Source organism: Specibacter sp. NPDC078709 (assembly GCF_040686795.1).
GTDB lineage: Bacteria > Actinomycetota > Actinomycetes > Actinomycetales > Micrococcaceae > Specibacter.
Genome location: NZ_JBFBLU010000009.1, coordinates 118,866 through 136,967, shown reverse-complemented (window position 1 = coordinate 136,967; position 18,102 = coordinate 118,866). Strand labels below are relative to the sequence as shown.

General features: G+C 57.0%; 15 protein-coding genes, 1 tRNA gene and 1 pseudogene. 8 read left to right on the top strand and 9 right to left on the bottom strand.

Annotated elements, in window-relative coordinates:
- Positions 1–345 precede the first annotated feature (345 nt).
- The 3 genes from AB0P14_RS15760 to AB0P14_RS15750 all read right to left on the bottom strand — a co-directional run bounded on the left by AB0P14_RS15760 (position 346) and on the right by AB0P14_RS15750 (position 1,906).
- On the bottom strand, positions 346–720 hold the full coding sequence (locus tag AB0P14_RS15760) for a phage holin family protein (RefSeq protein ID WP_363844290.1): 375 nt from the start codon (positions 718–720) through the stop codon (positions 346–348).
- An 806-nt stretch (positions 721–1,526) separates the two neighbouring features.
- Positions 1,527–1,664: a hypothetical protein gene (locus AB0P14_RS15755; protein WP_363844287.1), complete on the bottom strand. Its 138-nt coding sequence runs from the start codon at positions 1,662–1,664 to the stop codon at positions 1,527–1,529.
- Between the two features lie 159 nt (positions 1,665–1,823).
- Positions 1,824–1,906 (bottom strand) — tRNA-Leu (locus AB0P14_RS15750).
- A gap of 387 nt (positions 1,907–2,293) precedes the next feature.
- Here AB0P14_RS15750 and AB0P14_RS15745 point away from each other — a divergent pair.
- The 7 genes from AB0P14_RS15745 to pknB all read left to right on the top strand — a co-directional run bounded on the left by AB0P14_RS15745 (position 2,294) and on the right by pknB (position 12,044).
- Positions 2,294–3,109, top strand: a complete 816-nt coding sequence (locus tag AB0P14_RS15745; protein WP_363844284.1) for a DUF3662 and FHA domain-containing protein — start codon at positions 2,294–2,296, stop codon at positions 3,107–3,109.
- A complete protein-coding gene (locus AB0P14_RS15740) occupies positions 3,106–3,591 on the top strand; it encodes an FHA domain-containing protein (protein ID WP_363844281.1) in 486 nt (161 codons plus the stop codon). The genes AB0P14_RS15745 and AB0P14_RS15740 overlap by 4 nt, the downstream gene beginning before the upstream one ends.
- A gap of 1 nt (position 3,592) precedes the next feature.
- The gene (locus AB0P14_RS15735; RefSeq protein WP_363844278.1) at positions 3,593–5,407 is read left to right on the top strand and encodes a protein phosphatase 2C domain-containing protein; all 1,815 of its coding nucleotides are present in this window, start codon (positions 3,593–3,595) and stop codon (positions 5,405–5,407) included.
- The gene (locus AB0P14_RS15730) at positions 5,404–6,810 is read left to right on the top strand and encodes an FtsW/RodA/SpoVE family cell cycle protein (RefSeq protein WP_363844275.1); all 1,407 of its coding nucleotides are present in this window, start codon (positions 5,404–5,406) and stop codon (positions 6,808–6,810) included. Before AB0P14_RS15735 ends, AB0P14_RS15730 begins: the two co-directional genes overlap by 4 nt.
- Positions 6,807–8,261: a penicillin-binding transpeptidase domain-containing protein gene (locus AB0P14_RS15725; protein WP_363844272.1), complete on the top strand. Its 1,455-nt coding sequence runs from the start codon at positions 6,807–6,809 to the stop codon at positions 8,259–8,261. The genes AB0P14_RS15730 and AB0P14_RS15725 overlap by 4 nt, the downstream gene beginning before the upstream one ends.
- Positions 8,258–10,057: a protein kinase gene (locus AB0P14_RS15720; protein ID WP_363844269.1), complete on the top strand. Its 1,800-nt coding sequence runs from the start codon at positions 8,258–8,260 to the stop codon at positions 10,055–10,057. The genes AB0P14_RS15725 and AB0P14_RS15720 overlap by 4 nt, the downstream gene beginning before the upstream one ends.
- Before the next feature lie 64 nt (positions 10,058–10,121).
- Positions 10,122–12,044, top strand: a complete 1,923-nt coding sequence (gene pknB, locus AB0P14_RS15715) for a Stk1 family PASTA domain-containing Ser/Thr kinase (protein WP_363844266.1) — start codon at positions 10,122–10,124, stop codon at positions 12,042–12,044.
- Between the two features lie 43 nt (positions 12,045–12,087).
- On the opposite strand, the gene AB0P14_RS15710 is transcribed toward pknB, so the two are convergent.
- Together AB0P14_RS15710 and AB0P14_RS15705 are read right to left on the bottom strand one after the other, a co-directional pair.
- The gene (locus tag AB0P14_RS15710) at positions 12,088–12,726 is read right to left on the bottom strand and encodes a gamma-glutamyl-gamma-aminobutyrate hydrolase family protein (RefSeq protein ID WP_363844313.1); all 639 of its coding nucleotides are present in this window, start codon (positions 12,724–12,726) and stop codon (positions 12,088–12,090) included.
- Between the two features lie 168 nt (positions 12,727–12,894).
- Positions 12,895–13,611 (bottom strand): class E sortase, encoded by a 717-nt coding sequence (locus AB0P14_RS15705; protein ID WP_363844310.1) that lies wholly within the window; start codon positions 13,609–13,611, stop codon positions 12,895–12,897.
- A 331-nt stretch (positions 13,612–13,942) separates the two neighbouring features.
- Between AB0P14_RS15705 and AB0P14_RS15700 the strand changes: the two genes are divergently transcribed.
- Entirely contained in the window at positions 13,943–14,197 is a 255-nt protein-coding gene (locus AB0P14_RS15700; RefSeq protein ID WP_363844263.1) for a cell division protein CrgA, read from the top strand.
- Here the strand turns inward: AB0P14_RS15700 and AB0P14_RS15695 are convergent.
- The 4 genes and pseudogenes from AB0P14_RS15695 to AB0P14_RS15680 all read right to left on the bottom strand — a co-directional run.
- On the bottom strand, positions 14,194–14,472 hold the full coding sequence (locus tag AB0P14_RS15695) for a hypothetical protein (RefSeq protein ID WP_363844260.1): 279 nt from the start codon (positions 14,470–14,472) through the stop codon (positions 14,194–14,196). The two genes, AB0P14_RS15700 and AB0P14_RS15695, sit on opposite strands and share 4 nt — an antisense overlap.
- 255 nt (positions 14,473–14,727) lie before the next feature.
- Entirely contained in the window at positions 14,728–15,369 is a 642-nt protein-coding gene (locus tag AB0P14_RS15690) for an isopeptide-forming domain-containing fimbrial protein (protein ID WP_363844257.1), read from the bottom strand.
- Positions 15,370–15,444: 75 nt separating this feature from the next.
- Complete coding sequence (locus AB0P14_RS15685) at positions 15,445–17,367, bottom strand: helix-turn-helix transcriptional regulator (protein WP_363844308.1); 1,923 nt, start codon at positions 17,365–17,367, stop codon at positions 15,445–15,447.
- A gap of 381 nt (positions 17,368–17,748) precedes the next feature.
- Positions 17,749–18,039 (bottom strand): annotated as a pseudogene (locus AB0P14_RS15680) (AAA family ATPase); the annotation flags it as partial.
- Positions 18,040–18,102 lie beyond the last annotated feature (63 nt).

Here is an 18,102-nt window from a genome sequence, read left to right as displayed (position 1 = left end):
GAGTTCTCAAACAACAACCACACCCAGCCAACACACCACAAACCAACAAACAATCCATGACGATCAGTGCCGAGGCAACTTTTCAAGCTTACCCGAACTCATTCAACAACGCAAATCCACTAAATAGTGAACAACACCATCAAAACATGAGAAATAGACCGGCAAAACCGGCCACATAAACTCGGGATTTTCGTTCCCCCATCAACCGGGGCAACTCGAAAAACAATACACACCGTTTCGCATCTATGCAAATCCACCGCTCGATCAGCCGCTGGTCATGTATTCCGATGCATAGCTACCGCCGGGATGCACTTCGACTGGTCCGTCATTGCGACATTTTTGCCACTACCTGGTAGCGCTCTTCAGTACATACTTTGGAACCAGTACGGCACAGAGCCCCGTGACGGCCCAGATGACAAGTGCCGCCAAGATCCACGTGAAGAATCCATGGATCCTGATGCCCCCGAATGGCATGCTGGCAATGATCAACGCCAACCAGGTGGAAACAAGTGATGCGAGGCCGGCAAGGGCTGGTGTGTACTTGGTGGCCAGCTTTGAGACGAAGCCCTCGAGAAGTGATTGTGCAATCGTAAAGACAACGACGGCGGTCAGTAGCCCACCAACGTGCAAAGTAAAGCCATGCAGGATTAGTGCGGCAAGAATAATTGCGACAGCTGAACTGCCTAATTGGACACCGATGCGAATCATGAGGTTCTTCATGTTCCGATCCTATGTCTCGAATTCCTTGATCTCATGAGTCGAGTCCTGATCACAGCCAGCGGGGAAGTGGTTCCGACCTATGTGTTCATAGGAGCAACACGTCAAACGGCACGTAGTCCGCCAGCAAAACACTCCGCCGGATGGGAACCCTCTGTGGACCTACGCCTCTACTCGTCTCCATATATAGGTATCAGAGTCAGCTTTATCCAGTTCGCGCTGGGATCGTCCTTGTATATAGTGCGACCGCGGCTACTGCACTCAAGTAGTGTCCCGCTCCTGTTTGTGTCCGATGTCCATCCCGGCGCCCTTATGAAGTCCTCCGTCAATCCATAGGACAGTTACGGATATAGCGATTTACCCGGCCATAACCGCGGGTCACCACAGTGGTTCTTCGGGCCAAGTGCTATCCCGGCCATCACGCTTGGCTAGCGGAGACCCCCTACGAGACCGTTATGGCCGACACATACATAGAGAGAACACCCAGCCGCTACGTACTCGGAGCATTCCGTACAAGGCCGGGTTAGTGGCCAGAACGTCTGTATAGAATTGCCGTTTTGTCCAGTGCTTATGCGTGCCGTAGGGGTGTAAACATGCTTTGAAAGCATGCGGGGCGACGGTTCCCAAGAGCGTGACGGTTCCCAAGAGACAGACCAAAGTGGGGTGCGTGTACCCAGGAACATATGAAGAATGATCCGTCCAGAGCGGAATCAACCTTCCAGCAGTGCTCATGTCGGCCCATCCAAATCCTTCAAACGGCTGAGCACCTGGCGATGGATCGCGTCCCACAGGTGCCACTTACCAGGGCACTACATCATCAGGGCAGTACTTACGCTGGTTACGTCCAACGGGACATACAGGAAGGCGTCGATGAAGACCACATCAGTAACTGCGGAGCCCATCTTGCCAATCCGCCACAACACCGCCTTGAGCAACCAATGCTGCAACGGGATCCAAACGGGATGGGGCGGAAGAAGCCACTGACATGCCCGGGCTGTACACACATTTTGGCCGCTAACCCCCCGCTAACCCCCCGAACCCACCCAGATCTGGGCACGAAAAAGCCCCGGTGGAACCATTGGTTCCACCGGGGCTTTTCAAAAACGTGCGCGAGGGGGGATTTGAACCCCCACGCCCTTTCGGACACTGGCACCTGAAGCCAGCGCGTCTGCCGTTCCGCCACTCGCGCGTTTTTCGCTATCCACCGGGTTTGTCTTTCGACTCTCAGTGGAACAGCGAGATCAAGCATATAGGACATCGCGCCGATTCACCTAAACGAGCCCCGCTAAGAGCCGTTGAACACTGCAAAATGGCCCACTGAACAGGCGTATTTCCGCCAACTGACGCGGAAGTTATGCTGTGTAAAAAAGTTTTGACAGCATCATGCCCAGGTAGGAAATTTGCCACATCCGAGCCAACTAATGGGGATATTCCAAGACTCCGGCAGTAGTATCAACTTTGAACCTGGTTGCCCGCAGCGCGGACGGCGTTCAAGTTGCGCTCTCCGTAGCGCAGCGGTTCCAAAGAATTTAGGGCATCACCCTTGCCACCGCAACATAGAAAGAGAGGAGAGCATATGGGATTGTTTGACAACGTTGAAAAAGGCATTGAAAAGGCAGTACGTGGCGCCTTCTCCCTAGGCGCCAAATCATTGCAGCCGGTTGAAGTGGCAAGCGCTCTTCGTCGGGAACTTGACGACAAGGCGATGACGTTGGATGCCGGCCGGACACTGGCTCCCAATGTTTTTAATATTGAGCTGGGAGATGCTGACTTCGAACGGGCACGTTCATGGGGTGTGACCCTCGCTGAAGAACTGTGCGATGTGGTCATTAACCACGCGCGCAGCCAAGGCTATGTGCTCCAAGGCCCGGTACGGGTGGCATTCAACCACCTCGAGGACCTGCGCCCCGGACAGTTTGAGATTGTTTCCTCCACCGAGAAGGAAAACAGTACAGGCTCTCAAGTTCTACAAAGCCCTGCCCACCCACCTGTACGGCCACGCCAAGAGCCCGGCAACGCTCAACCTGCCGCTAGCCAACCCCCCGCTCAGGCCACACCTGTGTACAAGCGCCAGGCGCCCCCGGCACAGGGCCAGCCCGTTGTGGACATCGACGGACAGCGGTATGCCCTGAATGCTAACTCCATTATTTTGGGCCGCTCCTCCGAAGCGGACATTCTCATCGATGACACTGGCGTTTCGCGAAAGCACCTGGAAATCCGCTGTGAAGAGGGCTCCAACACCGCCGTGGACCTTGGCTCGACCAACGGCAGCTATGTAGATGGCCGGCGTGTGCAGGGGAGCACCGAACTGCACAACGGATCCACGATCAAAATGGGTCGCACTGAAATTATTTTCCGTATTTTGCCTCGACGCGGCGGTGGTCAGCGATGAACGATATGACTCTTGTAGTCACCATCTTGCGCTTCGGTTTCCTGCTCCTGATGTGGGTCATGGTTTTCAGTGTCGTTGCAGCCATGCGCCGAGACTTGGTCATTGGCCGTAAGGCCAAAGTGGGCGAACCAACAGCCCGGCAGGCCCGTAAACACCCGGAACTGGTTGAAACGGCGCCCCCACCAAAAGCCCAGGCCCGCCAACTGGTTGTCACCGAGGGGCCGCTAACAGGTACCACGTTGGAACTCAGTGGAACCCCTATTCTTTTGGGTCGCGCTCAAGAGGCAACCTTGGTACTCGAGGATGATTACGCGTCGGGACGCCATGCGCGCTTGTTCCCCCAAGGCACCCGGTGGTTCATTGAAGACCTCGGCTCCACCAATGGAACATTCCTTGGCGGCACTGCGTTGACGCGTGCCCTCCCCGTGGAACTCGGGGTTCCTGTGCGGATCGGCAAAACGGTCATCGAATTGAGGCCGTGACATGGCCGAATACCCGCTAATACTGCGCTACGCAGCTAGGTCCCATGTAGGCCTTGTCCGCGCCAAAAATGATGATTCCGCCTACGCTGGCGAGCATCTGGCAGTTGTTGCTGACGGTATGGGCGGCCATGCGGGCGGCGATGTTGCCAGCGCTTCCACGGTTCTGGATCTGGTGCATCTAGATCACAACCACCACAATGACGACGCCGGCGCGCACCTCGCTGATGAGATTCAAACCGCCAATTCACTGCTGTCAGAGCTAGTTCATGTGAACCCAAAATTAGCAGGTATGGGCACAACGGTGACGGCTCTGCTGCTCTCCGGGAACCGATTGGCTTATGCGCATATTGGCGATTCTCGTGCCTACCGCCTCAAGGATGGCGTTTTTGAACAGCTGAGCACCGATCACACCTTCGTCCAGCGCATGATCGACGAAGGCCGCATGACCGAGGCCGAGGCTGAAGTTCACCCCCACAAGAACGTTTTGATGCGTGTCCTCGGCGACGTGGATGCCTCCCCTGAGCTTGATCTGAAGTACTTTGACGCCACGCCTGGTGAACGCTGGCTCCTATGCTCCGACGGCCTGAACTTTGTCCGTCCCGCCATGGTCGAAGAGGTCATCCGCCACACCAAGTCCCTATCGAGTGCCGCGGACACCCTCATTGAGTTGACATTGGCGGCCGGTTCCCCCGATAACGTCACCGTTGTTGTTTTCGACATTGTTGAATCCAATCCGGAGGAGACGCAAACCGCGGCGTTGGAAGCCGTAGAGGTGGACGCCCTGGCCTCGGATGATACTAAGCAGCGGGCCGTGGAGCAGAGCCCAGAAGCTTACGACGCTGGAGCCCCTCCTCTCGCGGCCGCGGCGGCTTCCGCTGCCCCCGTCGACGGTGACGAACAAGCAGCCCTTCTTGATCCCTCAGAAGATTCTTCGCCAGCTCCGTCAACTGACCCGACAGAGGCTGCCTCGGAACCCGTTCAGCTTAGTGAGCCCGCAGAGTTGACTGAACCAGGTGAGAGTCACGGCGACACGTCGGATTCACTGGATACTCACATTCGCGCAGCTGCCATCCGCAAAGAACTTCAAACACGCAAGCATGAACTCGTGGGGGCTGCGGTAACGGCAGCAACTGATGGCCGGATACCGCTTCTGACAAAGGCGCAGTCCTCACATCGCGCGGCAACGGTACTTACCCACAAACCCGCAGCAGAGCCCACCGTCGTAGAAGACACAGAAGAGTCGCTGCCTAGGCTGCGCCAACGCCCACTGGTATTGGCGATCGTAGGATTCTTGGTAGCCCTAGCCATCGTTGCGGGCTCATGGGCTGCATATGCATGGACCCAGACCCAGTACTTTGTGGGCGTCAACAACGGGAACGTGGCGATTTTCCAAGGTGTCTCACAATCCCTCGGACCTATCTCGCTCTCAGAATTGCACCGGGAAACCCAAGTGAAAGTTACGTCTCTGCCCGCCTATTCACAGCAGTTGGTGGCATCAACCATGCCAGCACGTACTCTAAGCGATGCCGAACAGATCATTAGCGATCTGCAGTTGGGTACGGGGACAAGCCTGCCGCCCTGTGAGCTGTTGGAATCCTCGCCGCCAACCACACCCGCCGCAACGGTGACTGGGACTGCAACGGCATCGCCAACGGCGACTGGGACTGCAACGGCAACGGCAACGGCAACGGCAACGGCAAGTGCTACACCCACACCTAGTGCCACTCCCAGCGGTAGCGCAAGTCCCAGCCCATCAGCAACTGCCGTTGCTCCGTCACCGGCGCAACCTACCTGCATTCCTGGTGATGGACAATGAGTCAACTATTGACTGTGGCTAAACCTCGCCGCAATACGGAACTTCTCTTGTTGGTTCTGGCCCTTGCCATGTCAGCCATGGCTACGGCACTGGTCAACTTGAATCTAGGCCGGACTTTTGACAACGATTTCTATACACAGATCGCTATTCTGACCACCCTGGCCATCGCATTCCACGTTGTTCTGCGTTTCAAGGCTAAATATGCCGATCCGGTAATATTGCCCGTGGTGGTGGCCCTGAATGGTTTGGGGCTGGCTGTGATTCACCGGCTGGACATCACCTCCGGCGACACTGCCGCCACCCGCCAATGGATGTGGACCAGCCTTGCCGTGGTGGCGGCGATCACCGTGATCTGGGTGTTGCGCGATCACCGGATCCTACGCCGATACACCTACATCTCCTTGCTGGTCTCAGTGGTCCTCCTCATCCTGCCACTCGTCCCAGGCATTTCGGCGGGTAGTGTTTTCGGCGCCACGGTATGGATTTCCATTGGCCCCTTCACCTTCCAACCAGGCGAAATTGCCAAGATCACACTGGCTATATTCTTTGCCGGGTATCTTTCCTCCAACCGAGATCTGATCCTCCTTGCAGGAAAGAAGATCGGCCCACTCCAGCTCCCGCGAGTGCAAGATCTTGCGCCGATGATCGTGGCGTGGCTTGCCAGCGTTGGCGTCTTGGTATTCCAGCGGGATCTGGGTTCCTCAATCCTGTTCTTTGGCTTGTTCATGGTCATGATCTATGTGGCTACCAGCCGAGTTAGCTGGATACTTATTGGTGTGGCTCTGATAGCTGTAGGCGGCTTTGCCGCGTACCAGATTTTCCCGCACGTAGCTCGACGCATTGATGTGTGGGTGAATGCTTTTGACCCCGCATATATTGGCGCTCCTTACGGAAGCTTCCAAGTTGTCGAGGGGTTGTTTGGCCTAGCCAACGGTGGCCTCATCGGTACCGGCTTCGGTCAGGGTTCACCCGATGCACTGCCTGTGGCCAATAGCGACATGATCATTGCAGTCATTGGCGAAGAACTTGGATTGATTGGGCTCTTCGCGATCCTCTGCCTGTACGCACTGTTGATTGCTCGTGGATTCCGAGCCGCGTTGGGCACCCGAGATGCTTTTGGAAAACTGCTGGCAGTGGGGCTGTCCTTCGCCGTGGCCTTGCAGTGTTTCGTCATCATTGGCGGCGTAACCCGCCTCATTCCGCTAACCGGCCTCACAACGCCGTTCCTAGCGGCCGGCGGGTCATCACTGCTAGCAAACTGGATCATCGTTGCCTTGATCCTGAAGATTTCCGATGCAGCACGGCGACCCATTGATGTCTCTACATTGTCTGCCACCAACGATCCAACGCCCCATATCGATAAGACCCAAGTTAAGACCCAAAAGGAGGTGCCCTCACCATGAATGCTGCGATTCGTAATTCCTGGATAGTGGCCATCGCCTTGTTCGCACTGCTTTTTGGTTCAGTCTCTTATGTGCAGTTTTTTGCCGTGGACGCCCTCAATAAAAACCCCAGCAATCAGCGGCAACTCGTGAAGAGCTTCTGCAGCGCCAGGGGGCCCATCCTTGTTGACGGTCAGGCCATTGCGGAATCTGTTGCCACAAACACGGACTGTAAGTATCAGCGAACGTACAACGATCCTCTGTTGTATGCCGGCCTCACCGGCTTCTTCAGCAAATGGTCCGGACAATACGGTATTGAAGCGGATATGAGTGCGGAGCTAACAGGTAAATCTGATGATGCCCTCTTCGAGCGCATCTCCCAGATCTTCACGGGCGAGCAACCTCAGGGTCGCTCCGTAGAGCTCACCATTGATTCTGAAATTCAGAAACTGGCACTGGACATGATCCCCGATGGCATCGGCGGATCCATCGTGGTGCAAAATCCGAAGACTGGCGCCATCATCGCCATGGCCTCCAAACCCACATACGACACCAACTTGATGGCCACCCACGATAAAACGGCCTTTGATGCCTCCATGGCGGAATTGGTAAAGGTTCCCGGCATCAACCTGGCTGGCTCATCGGCCTTCACACAGGTTTACGCGCCAGGCTCGGTCTTCAAGATCATCGATACCGCAGCGGCCCTTGAATCCGGAAAATATAACAAAGACAGCATGCTTCCCAACCCGGCTGAGTTAACGTTCCCGGGCATGGACTACGCACTGCCCAACTACGCCTACGGCCAGTGCTACACCAAGGACAAAGCTTCCTTCACCTTCGCGTTGGAGAACTCGTGCAATACGCCCTTTGCCAGTATTGCCTTGGATCTCGGCCAGGACGCCATAACAGCCCAAGCCGAAAAGTTCGGCTTCAATGACAACTCGCTTTCCTTCCCTTCTGCGGTGGAGACCAGCCGCTTCCCAGGCAGTCAAGGCAAGCTTGATGACGCGGCTTTAGCCCAGAGCGCCATTGGCCAGCTGAACGTCGTTGCAACACCGTTGCAGATCTCCATGATGACTGCAGCCATTGCAAATGGTGGCCAGCAGATGGCCCCCAATCTCGTCAAGACGGTGCGGACTCCCGATCTCAAGACTGTTTCTAGCCTCACCCCGGAGGTTCTGCGGCAGTCCACGACGCCGGAGATCGCCTCCCAAATCAAGGATTGGATGGTCAGCGTGGTCGACAATGGCATTGCTTCTGCTGCGGGCGTCCCCGGTGTCAAGGTGGCCGGAAAAACAGGTACCGCAGAACTTGGAGACGGATTGAACAACGCATGGTTTACCGGATTCGCTCCGGCCGATGATCCCCAAGTGGTGGTCACCATCGTCATGCCCAAGGTGGATGTTCCCACCGGCGCACAACTTACAAGTCCCAATGCAAGCAAACTCTTCAAGGCGGTGTTGAACAAGTGAGGCCTATTTCTGGTATCACCTTAGGCGGCAGGTTCCAACTCACATCACGCATTGCCATTGGCGGCATGGGCGAGGTGTGGAAGGCGCAGGATCAGGTTCTGGGCCGTATTGTTGCCATCAAGATCCTCAAGGATGAGTACACAGGCGATCCTGGCTTCCGCGCCCGGTTCCGGGCAGAGGCCAAACACACGGCTCTGCTCAACCATGAGGGTATTGCCAACGTCTTTGACTACGGCGAAGAGGATGGCTCCGCCTACCTCGTCATGGAACTGGTTCCTGGCGAACCGCTCTCCACCATGATCGAGCGTGAACGTGTGCTCTCGGCTGACTGGACTTTGTCCATGATTGCCCAGACGGCCCGTGCACTGGCAGTGGCCCACGCTCAAGGCCTGGTCCACCGCGATGTGAAACCCGGCAACTTGCTCATTACTCCTGAGGGCAAGGTCAAGATCACCGACTTTGGCATTGCCCGCCTGGCCGATCAGGTCCCCTTGACCCAGACTGGACAGGTCATGGGCACAGCCCAGTACTTGGCCCCGGAACAGGCCACTGGTCAGATTGCCACCGGCTCGAGTGACATATATTCGCTGGGCATCATAGGTTATGAGTGCATTACCGGACACCGTCCATTCTCGGGCGAATCCCAGATTGCTATTGCTCTGGCCCAGGTCAATGACGCTCCTCCGCCGCTGCCCGACACCTTACCGACACCGGTGCGTGCACTTCTGATGTCCATGCTGGCCAAGGAACCTGCCAACCGTCCGGCGAATGCCTTGAAGCTCAGTGAGGCCGCCGAGGCCATTCGTGCCGGTGACATCAAGGCCGCACATGCTGCTGTCCCGGGAATGTTGCTTTTCGAAGCCACCACCGGTCCCATCACAGCTCCCGTGGACATCGACGCAACGGCTGCCACTTCCGTGGTCACCAGTGTCGCCGAACCTAGTACCACGGCGCTTCCCACGATCTCTGAAGACGTCGAAGATGCTCCCGCGGCTCCCACCCGAGCTGAGATTCTTGGTGCGGAGCGAGCCTGGCAGGCAGAGCAGGACAACCCTGCGGTCGCAGATTCGGACGATGACTTTGTGCCGCCTGCGGAACCAGCCAAGAAGGGCCGCAGCCCGTGGACCTGGCCCATGGTCGGCTTGATTGTTTTGCTGGTCTTTGCCGTCGGTGCATTGTTGTTGCAGAACACTAACTTCTTCGGGGGAACACCTGTTCCCACGGAGTCGAGCTCATCAACCGCCTCTGCACCTCCGAGTTCGACGCCCCCGACCACGTCTGAGGCACCTTCGCCAACCGAGGAGTCGCTGCCACCCACCACGGAGGCACCCGAGACGGTTGATGTGATTAACAGTGCGCTAGCAGGAAAACCCTTCGCAGAGGTTGAACAAACGCTGATAAGTCAGAAGCTTGGGGTTAACCGCGTTGATGAGTTCAGCGATCGGGATGCTGAAGGAATAGTCATCTCAGTAAGCCCTACCGGGGCGCAGCCTCTTAGTACCACCATCACGGTTACCGTCTCCAAGGGTCCCGAGAAACCACAAACCACAACGGTGCCTTCATTTGCTGGGCAAACCGGTGATGCCTATGATCAGGCCCTCGTTGCCGCCCAGTTGATCCCCAACCGTCTCGAACAAGCCTCGGACAGCGTTCCCAAGGGCAATGTCATCATTGTCAACCCTGTCGCTGGAACTCAGGTAGAGCTGCAATCACAGGTGACCTACTACGTCTCCAGTGGTCCGGCAGTACAGGAAACTCCGACGCCGGCATCGGAAGAACCGAAACCGAAACCATAGCAGCGGACTTGCACGCCAAAAAACCCCAAAATTTACCGTCCTCAGAAAGGACTGACTGGTACTCATGAGTATTCCGCGCGTCCTCAATGACAGGTATGAGATTGGGGAATTGTTGGGCCGTGGCGGCATGGCTGATGTGTACAAGGCTCAGGACATTCGTTTGGGCCGGACTGTGGCGATTAAACTCCTACGCGCCGATGTGGCGCGTGATTCGCAGCTACAGGCTCGTTTCCGTAGGGAGGCCCAGGCTGTGGCGGGCCTAAACCACCCTGCCATCGTCGCCGTTTATGACACGGGCGAACACGTCTCCGGTGACCATCCCGGCGATGGTGCACATGTGCCCTACATTGTCATGGAATATGTTCATGGCAAGACGCTGCGAGATCTGATCCGCGCCAAGAACATCACCATAGAGCAGGCCCTGGAGTACTCTATGGGCGTTCTGGCTGCCCTGGATTACAGTCACCGAGCAGGCATTGTCCACCGCGACATCAAGCCTGCCAATGTCATGGTGACCGAGGACGAACATGGTGTTCTGGGACAGGTCAAGGTCATGGACTTTGGCATCGCACGGAGCATCTCCGACTCTGCAGCCACTATGACTCAAACGCAGACTGTCATGGGCACCGCCCAATATTTGTCGCCGGAACAAGCACGCGGAGAAAGTGTCGACGCACGCAGCGACCTTTATTCTGCAGGTTGCCTGCTCTATGAAATGCTGGCTGGACGGCCGCCGTTCACGGGTGACTCGCCCGTCTCCGTGGCCTACCAGCATGTGCGTGAGCTGCCCCCCGCACCGAGTACCTTCAACACAGCCCTGACACCTGCCCTAGATGCTTTACTCATGCGTGCACTCCAGAAGGATAGGCAACAGCGTTTTCAGGATGCCGCTTCCTTCCGCCGCGCTCTCCGTGCGGCCGGGGCGGGCGTCATGCCACCTCCCGGACACGATCAGCCGGCCCATGCCGAGGCGAACCAGACCACAGTGATCGCCACGGTTGCTGACACCATTGCCTCAACCCCCCTACAGGAGCTGCACGACGCCGGCCCCTCCAGTCGCGCCATGGCCAAGGTTATGGCGGGGGGAGCGTTAACCACTGAGGAAGTGGTTCCGGAAGAACCAGAGGACGTGGCTCCTGCCGTCAAGCGCCGCCGTCGAGCCTGGATGGTGACGCTCTTTGTCCTGTTGGCGATCATGCTCGGCGGTGGGGCAGTGCTGGGATACAACATGTTGAACCAAGCACCTGCTGCTGTTGCGCAGGAAACCATTCCGGCCTTGGCCGGAATGGCTAAAGACGACGCAATGTTCCGCTTGAAAAACTTGGGCATGGACCCGCGCAGCACCGAAGAGTTCTCCACTGAAGTGGACAAGGGAGATGTGATTCGCACGGATCCCGAGGCTGGTATCGTCACCGAATTGGGCACCTCCGTAGAGGTATTTGTATCCAAGGGACCTTCCGAAGTACAAATCCCCGCGGCAGTGACCGGTAGGACCGAGGGCGATGTGCGTCAGGATCTGATTGATCTTGGCTTACTCATCCGTTCCACCGATCTGGTCAATGACGGCTCCGTAGGGGCCAATCTGGTAGTTACCACCGACCCTGCTCCGGGAGAGAAAGTCCCCGTAGGCACCAGCGTCACCATCAAGGTTTCCACAGGCCAGGTATCGATGCCATCATTGTTCGACCTAACTAAGGACCCTGCGCTGGTGCAGGAAACCGTGACGGCTGCTTTGAAAAAGGTCTCGGAGCATCTGGAGGTGACGTTTGAGGAATCTGAGAACTCTGTCGTCACCCCGGGTATGGTGACAGGGCAGTCCATTCAGGCCGGCACGGACGTGGCACAGCGGACAACTGTTGTGGTTACTTTGGCCAAAGCACCGGAGCCAGAGGAACCTACCCCGACCCCCACACCGACCCCAACGCCCAAACAGACGGACCCAGCCCCGGCGGAACCAACCCCATCGAAAAAACCTAAGAAGCCCTAGTCTGCCCGTTGCTGTGGCTAGCCGGGGCTACTGGAGTGGGCGTCTAGCTGTTGATGAGTGGGCTCAGGGTGGCAGCCTTAGCGGCAGCACCTGTCAGGCCCAGTGATTCCAGCCAGTTACCCAACATGGTGTAACCACCTTCGGTGAGCACAGACTCTGGATGGAACTGGACCCCGCACAGCGGTGCGCTCTTATGCGCCAAACCCATGATCACGCCGTCGGCCGTTTCTGCCGTGACCTCAAGCACCTCAGGAATGCTATCCGGAACAGCGGAAAGCGAATGATAGCGAGTGGCGGTGACGGGGCTGGGCAGGCCGGCAAATACGTTGGCGCCGTGGTGATGGACCTCGCTGGTCTTGCCGTGCATGAGCTGCTCTGCGTGCGTGACCACGCCACCATAAGCTTCAGCCAACGCCTGATGGCCTAGGCAGACGCCCAACATGGGCTTGTTGTTGCTTCCGCACCACTTGATCAATTCGATACACACACCAGCTTCTGCGGGCGTGCCGGGACCGGGGGAGACCAGTACGCCGTCGCGCGTGCCAGCCAACTCCACAGCTTCTGCCAAGGTGACGTCGTCATTGCGCACAACTGTGGTCTCAGCTCCTAGTTGTTGCAGATAGCCAACCAGGGTGTAGACAAAGCTGTCGTAGTTATCTATGACAAGAATCCGCACTGCCATGTCAGACTCCACCACCAATCGTTGAGTCATTCAGAGGGTTGAATTGGGAGAGCCATGGGAAGACGAACTGCATCAACACTAGGACGGCTGCTGCCAGGAAAAGGATCGTTGTGATGATGCGGAACCACAAGGGCCCCGGGAGGTTTCTAAAAATCCAGCCGTACATACTCAGCCTTTCCCGTTCTGGTTCGCCGCAACTTGGGCGGCAATCTCTGCTGGCGGGCCGGCGCTGGCCGGCTGCCAGGACTCCAACAGCGAGTAGCTGATAATCCGCTCTTCCGCGCCGAAGCGGGGATTACAACTGGTCATGGTCATAAAACGATCAGTGGGTGTGGCATCCGGTTGGGTGGGGACGGCAGCAAGGACATCGGCCCGGTTTGGCATGACAATTTGGTTGTTCCGGAACACGTAGGTGTAGTAGCCGTCCTTGGTCTGAACGTAGATTTTGTCTCCGGGAACCAAGGTGTGGACGGCGTCAAGAACCGCGCCGTGAGTTTGCCGGTGACCGGCCACGGCAAAGTTTCCAACCCCGCCCGGCATGACGGCGCTGTCGTAGCGGCCCAAACCGAGGGTATCCAACTGTGCCGGGGCGGTGCCTTCCACCAGCGGCCTGCTGTACGTTGCGCCAAAGCGGGGAATGTAGACCACTCCGAACACTGTGCTTCCTTGATCGGGCGCGGCCATCACTTTAGGATCTCCGTAATCTACGGGTGGCGCGTCCGCAGGCGGAGGCGCCACCGGACCTTGAAAGTCCTGTGCAAACTGGGAGACGGCGGCTTGCTGGGCGGAATTAGCCTCAATATTGGTCCACCACAGTTCCCACACCACGAATAGCAACAAGATAACGCCACAGGTAATAAGCAGCTCGCCCATGACTTGGATCAGGGTGCGGAAGAAACCTTGCTTGGGACGCTGAGCCTTTTGGCGCCGGGCAGCACGCTTGTTCTTTGTACGTATCTTCTCGTTATCGGTGATGAGTTCGTCAACACCCACAGCTGATTCGACATGGTTAGGCGATCGAACCACGCGGGTCTCCTGACTGAAGTTGAGCGGTAATGTCATGCAATCTGCAGCTGCGTTAAATACAGCTAGAATTACGTCAACAATACCGGCTGTTCAGGGCCTTGGAACAATTCCCCAGCAACATCACAGGCAATGGACAGTCCACCCCCATCGAGGTGGTCGTTTTCAGCGATCACAATGTCAAGGAGCTTCTGTGCCTGAGTCAAAATCGCGTCGCCGTCCCACCAAAGGTCCGGCTCAAACGCCTTCTAGTAAGACACAGAAACCCAATGCCGTGTGGTTCCTTCCCGTAATGGTCACCTTGATGCTCGTGGGCTTATTCTGGATCATCACCTACTACATCTCCGACGGTAAGTTCCCCATCCCCAACATCCACAACTGGAACATCGCCATTGGCTTTGCCATTGCACTGGCCGGGTTCATGATGACCACCCGCTGGCGCAGCTAGCTTTCAGACTTTTTTTCTTCGCCTGGATCGCTTTGAATGTAGCGGCCACGGGGATCCTCTGCGGCACGGCCCGGTACGTCTCCGGCCGTGCCGTAGTCGGCTTCAACGAACCTTCCACGCTCACTCTCAAGCTCCGCTTCTTCGGTACCTGCCTGCCCGTAGTCACCTTCAACGTAGCGGCCTTCAGAATCCTCTGTGCTGTGCTCTGCCTCAGAACCGGCCTTGCCGTAGGAACCCTGCACGTAGCGTCCGTGGTTACCTTCCTGCTTTGACATGGTGCTGACCTACCTTTCATAGCACCAGCAGCTCTCGCCAGCTGGCGTGGGGGTGCCGCTTTTACTCCAATTTTAGTCTTGTGCCGCAGTTCTGGACAGGGCAGCGCGGACACTGCTCGAGCACACCCACGCAGTCTGGCTCGCTGACCCCTACACAGACCTGTTCACATACCTGTTCACATACCTGTTCGCAGAGAACAGCCGAGACACATCAAGGCCCCTGCCGGGGGATAGCAGGGGCCTTGATGTTTCTCATTACCGGTAGCCAGCTGGTCGACTTAGCTGCCGGCAGTCCTCTATTGCTACGCAAGCACTAGAGAGTTCTTTGTTCACGCCAGCGGTTGGGGACCATGATGCCAGCGGCGGCGCAACCGGTGCCGGTGACACCGTGTGGGTCACGGTCGGCCGCACCGTAGGCGGAACCACTGTGTGAGTGGTGCCGCAAGGTGCCTGGGCCGACGGCGTTTGCCCCGCGCTCTCCATGCTCCGCGCGGCGGGAACTGCTGCCACACAGGATGTGGGCGGCACATCCGCCGATCCCAAGACCATGTTGGTGATGGTCTTACTCTCACTGCCCTCATTGACTTGGACTGTGTACGTCAGGGTTTGTGTTTCCCCTGCCGCCAATGTGCCCAGATCCCAGGAAAGCAGCTGGCCCTCAATGCTGGGGCTACCTTGTGTCTGCTGGAGATTGTCTACCAGGGAGGTTGCTGCCAGTACGCTCGAGAGGTCATCGCTGAGGACCGCATCATGTACAGGAACCTCTGAGGTGTTGACCGCAGTCAACGTATACGTGACCTTCTGGCCGATCTTGAGCTGTGAACCACTAACAAGGTCACTGCTCTTGCTGACGCTGAACTCTCCGTAGGAGCGCGTGATCGGGTTAGCCGCCGTCACTAATACCTTGGTGCCATCCGTCGGGACGGTGAAGGTTGAAAGCGTGGCACTTGCGAGTGGTTGAAATCGGGGTCTTTACGAGTAGTAAGAGTCGGTCAGTTGTTGAGGCTCTTCACCATTCATCAAAGAGGCTAGTTGTTCCCTGGATTGGATATCCAGCTTGATGAACGTCCGGTATAGGTGGCCTTCAATTGTGCGCAAAGAAACGTGGAGCCTGGTGGCAATGGAATTGTTAGATTCGCCTTGGGCAACCAAGAGCGCTATCTGGTGCTCCCGACGCGTCATCTTGGGGGCTTCGATGGCGTTGAACACCGGAGATACCAGCCCTGGCATCTGCTCGCGCATGGCCACCACCTTGCTGGCGGTCTTTCTGCTCCTGTGGACCTTGCCGCTGTCATGGAATTTGTTCAGAGCATGAGTTGCCAGTTCAACGGCAACCAGATCAAAACCGTACTTCATGGCCACGATGCTGGCCCGGTCTAGATCTTCCGGGTTTTGTGAACCCAAAGCATTGGACCATTCAAGGAAAAACTCCTTGCTTCCGGAATCCACCATTGCCGCAACTTCCGACAACCGGGGCACGGCAGTGCTGTCACCAACACGCATCAGCAGAGAGAGCACAGTCATCTCGATCCCCACCAAACCCCGCGTCCGGCATTCACGCTGCAGACTGCGCAACCTAGCAAGCCCCATTTCACGTTGCCCTGTCATGACCTGCGCGGCCGCCGCGTAGGCGGATGCTTCAAGCTCATGAAATTTTCCACTGCGGCGGTTCAGCAGCGCCAATTGCGAGAGTTGCTCTTGAGAACCTACCAAATCCCCTTGCATGACCAGGGAATAAGCCAACAGTCCTAACGCAGTGGGTAGTACCGACCATGGATCATAATCAGCCAATGCTACAGACGCAGACCGCAGGGCAGGCAGGGACTCTTCAAAATGGCCGCGCCGACAGGCCATCGTAGCGGCAGCAAGATCGCGCAGCCCGCCAGAAGACAACATCAGATCTGTATTGACGAATATCTCCGGTTGCAAGGCCGCACGCACGAGGTCCCAGTCGCCGTCGTAAATGAGGGCGGCCACAGAACGGGTGTAGGCAAGCAAAGAAACATCGGGTCGGGGAAAACCCTCGGGCCGTTCCAACTCCGCAAAAACCTCGCCAGCCAGTACCACGGCTTGGCTCATTCTTCCCGTGGCACAGAAAACTTCAGCCAAAAGCGCCTTCAAAAGCACCCTGTCGCTGACGTTGTCAGTCAAGGGGTGTTTCTGGATCTCTTCGATAATGGTCTTGGCCCCCTCAACATTCCCAAGGGTCACATCCCGCTTGGCCATTACCATCAGGACATCGATCTGCGCCCGAGTGGTGGCCGCGTGCACGGAAACTATGCCAAAACGGTGTTGAAATTGCTCCAACACACGGTTGATCTGCTCCTCATAGTCCAGTTCTGCAAAGTGACTCACGTGAACTGCTCTCAGGGCGCTGGCTGCTGCTTCCGGAGTAGTTGCCAGCTCGAACGCGCGCCGGGCTTGGCTGCGGGCTTCCACTACTTGGTTCTGGTTCAACAGCGCCACGGCTTTTTCCGCCAACAGTGCTGCCAGATATTCCGATTGAACCGGCATACTGCAAAATTGCAATGCCGCTACTGGCCGCATCAGCTGATTGGCGAAAACCGCTGCTCTAAGGAGCTGGTCATCTTCGACGGGAAGGCCACAGTCCAGAGTCCACCGCGTGATGTTGGTAATTTCTATCGGCGAAGATTGACGCGTGGTTGGCAGCGCTTTGGAAACTTCTTTCAGCAGTTGCCGACTGCGTCCGATGGGAACCATGGCTCGAATGGATGCTGCCGTGGCTGGACGGGATAGCTGCATTCTCAAGACAGGGCCCGGGACAATAACCACCAGTTCACGCTGCTGAATGTCATCCACTGCTGCAACACTGGACAGCTCCAAAATTGTATCTAGTGGCAAAGTACCGGCCAACGCCAAAATATCAATGATCATGCGTGAATCGGCCGGCAAATGCGCCAGGTCCATCTGCATGAATTCCCAGGACTCTGAGCTCAGCTTGTCGCCGGGGTGGTCCAAAATCCACACACCGTTGACGTTGCGCAGCGAACCTTCTTCTTGGGCGCCTGCTATGAGCCCCTTGAGAACCAAAGGGTTTCCTGCCGAGCGGCTCGTTAAATAGTTGATGGCGGGACCGGCAATTTGTCCGCCGAGTTCTTTCTCGAGCATTTCGCGTACGTCGTCTGTTTGCAGCGGTCCCAGTTCGAATCGAATCAAGTGGCCGTCACGCCACAGCTCCCGCAACTGGCTGTTGTGGCTACCGTGTTGGTCGACCACAATGAGCTTCACTTCCGATGACATAACTACTTGCATGATGACGGCTGCACTTTGGCTATCCAGATACTCGGAATTATCGACCATCAAGAACACGCGCGTACAAGTCGCAGTTGCTGCGTGAATTTGCTCAAGCAGGCCATTGAGGACCTCATAGTAGTCACTACTGCGGACCGCGTTGGCACCCACCCGGGCGTTGACGGCTCCCAAAGGAATTGCGGCTAGGGCTTTGCTAGCGGAAAGTCTAATAGTGCTGGATTCCGGGCCAAGCTCATCCAGAATCTGGGCCAGCATCCAGGTTTTCCCTGCACCGCGGGCACCAACGATCAGCACCCCCCGTGAAGTGCTCTTCCTCAGCTGGAGAACAATATCCCCAGCCTTTGCGCGTCGGGCCAC

Coding starts and splice junctions, on each gene's coding strand:
- AB0P14_RS15710 (WP_363844313.1), bottom strand. CDS start 12,726: ATGGCAGTGCGGATTCTTGTCATAGATAACTACGACAGCTTTGTCTAC.
- AB0P14_RS15725 (WP_363844272.1), top strand. CDS start 6,807: ATGAATGCTGCGATTCGTAATTCCTGGATAGTGGCCATCGCCTTGTTC.
- AB0P14_RS15735 (WP_363844278.1), top strand. CDS start 3,593: ATGGCCGAATACCCGCTAATACTGCGCTACGCAGCTAGGTCCCATGTA.
- AB0P14_RS15695 (WP_363844260.1), bottom strand. CDS start 14,472: ATGTCAAAGCAGGAAGGTAACCACGGACGCTACGTGCAGGGTTCCTAC.
- AB0P14_RS15745 (WP_363844284.1), top strand. CDS start 2,294: ATGGGATTGTTTGACAACGTTGAAAAAGGCATTGAAAAGGCAGTACGT.
- AB0P14_RS15730 (WP_363844275.1), top strand. CDS start 5,404: ATGAGTCAACTATTGACTGTGGCTAAACCTCGCCGCAATACGGAACTT.
- AB0P14_RS15760 (WP_363844290.1), bottom strand. CDS start 720: ATGAAGAACCTCATGATTCGCATCGGTGTCCAATTAGGCAGTTCAGCT.
- AB0P14_RS15685 (WP_363844308.1), bottom strand. CDS start 17,367: ATGATCATTGATATTTTGGCGTTGGCCGGTACTTTGCCACTAGATACA.
- pknB (WP_363844266.1), top strand. CDS start 10,122: ATGAGTATTCCGCGCGTCCTCAATGACAGGTATGAGATTGGGGAATTG.
- AB0P14_RS15740 (WP_363844281.1), top strand. CDS start 3,106: ATGAACGATATGACTCTTGTAGTCACCATCTTGCGCTTCGGTTTCCTG.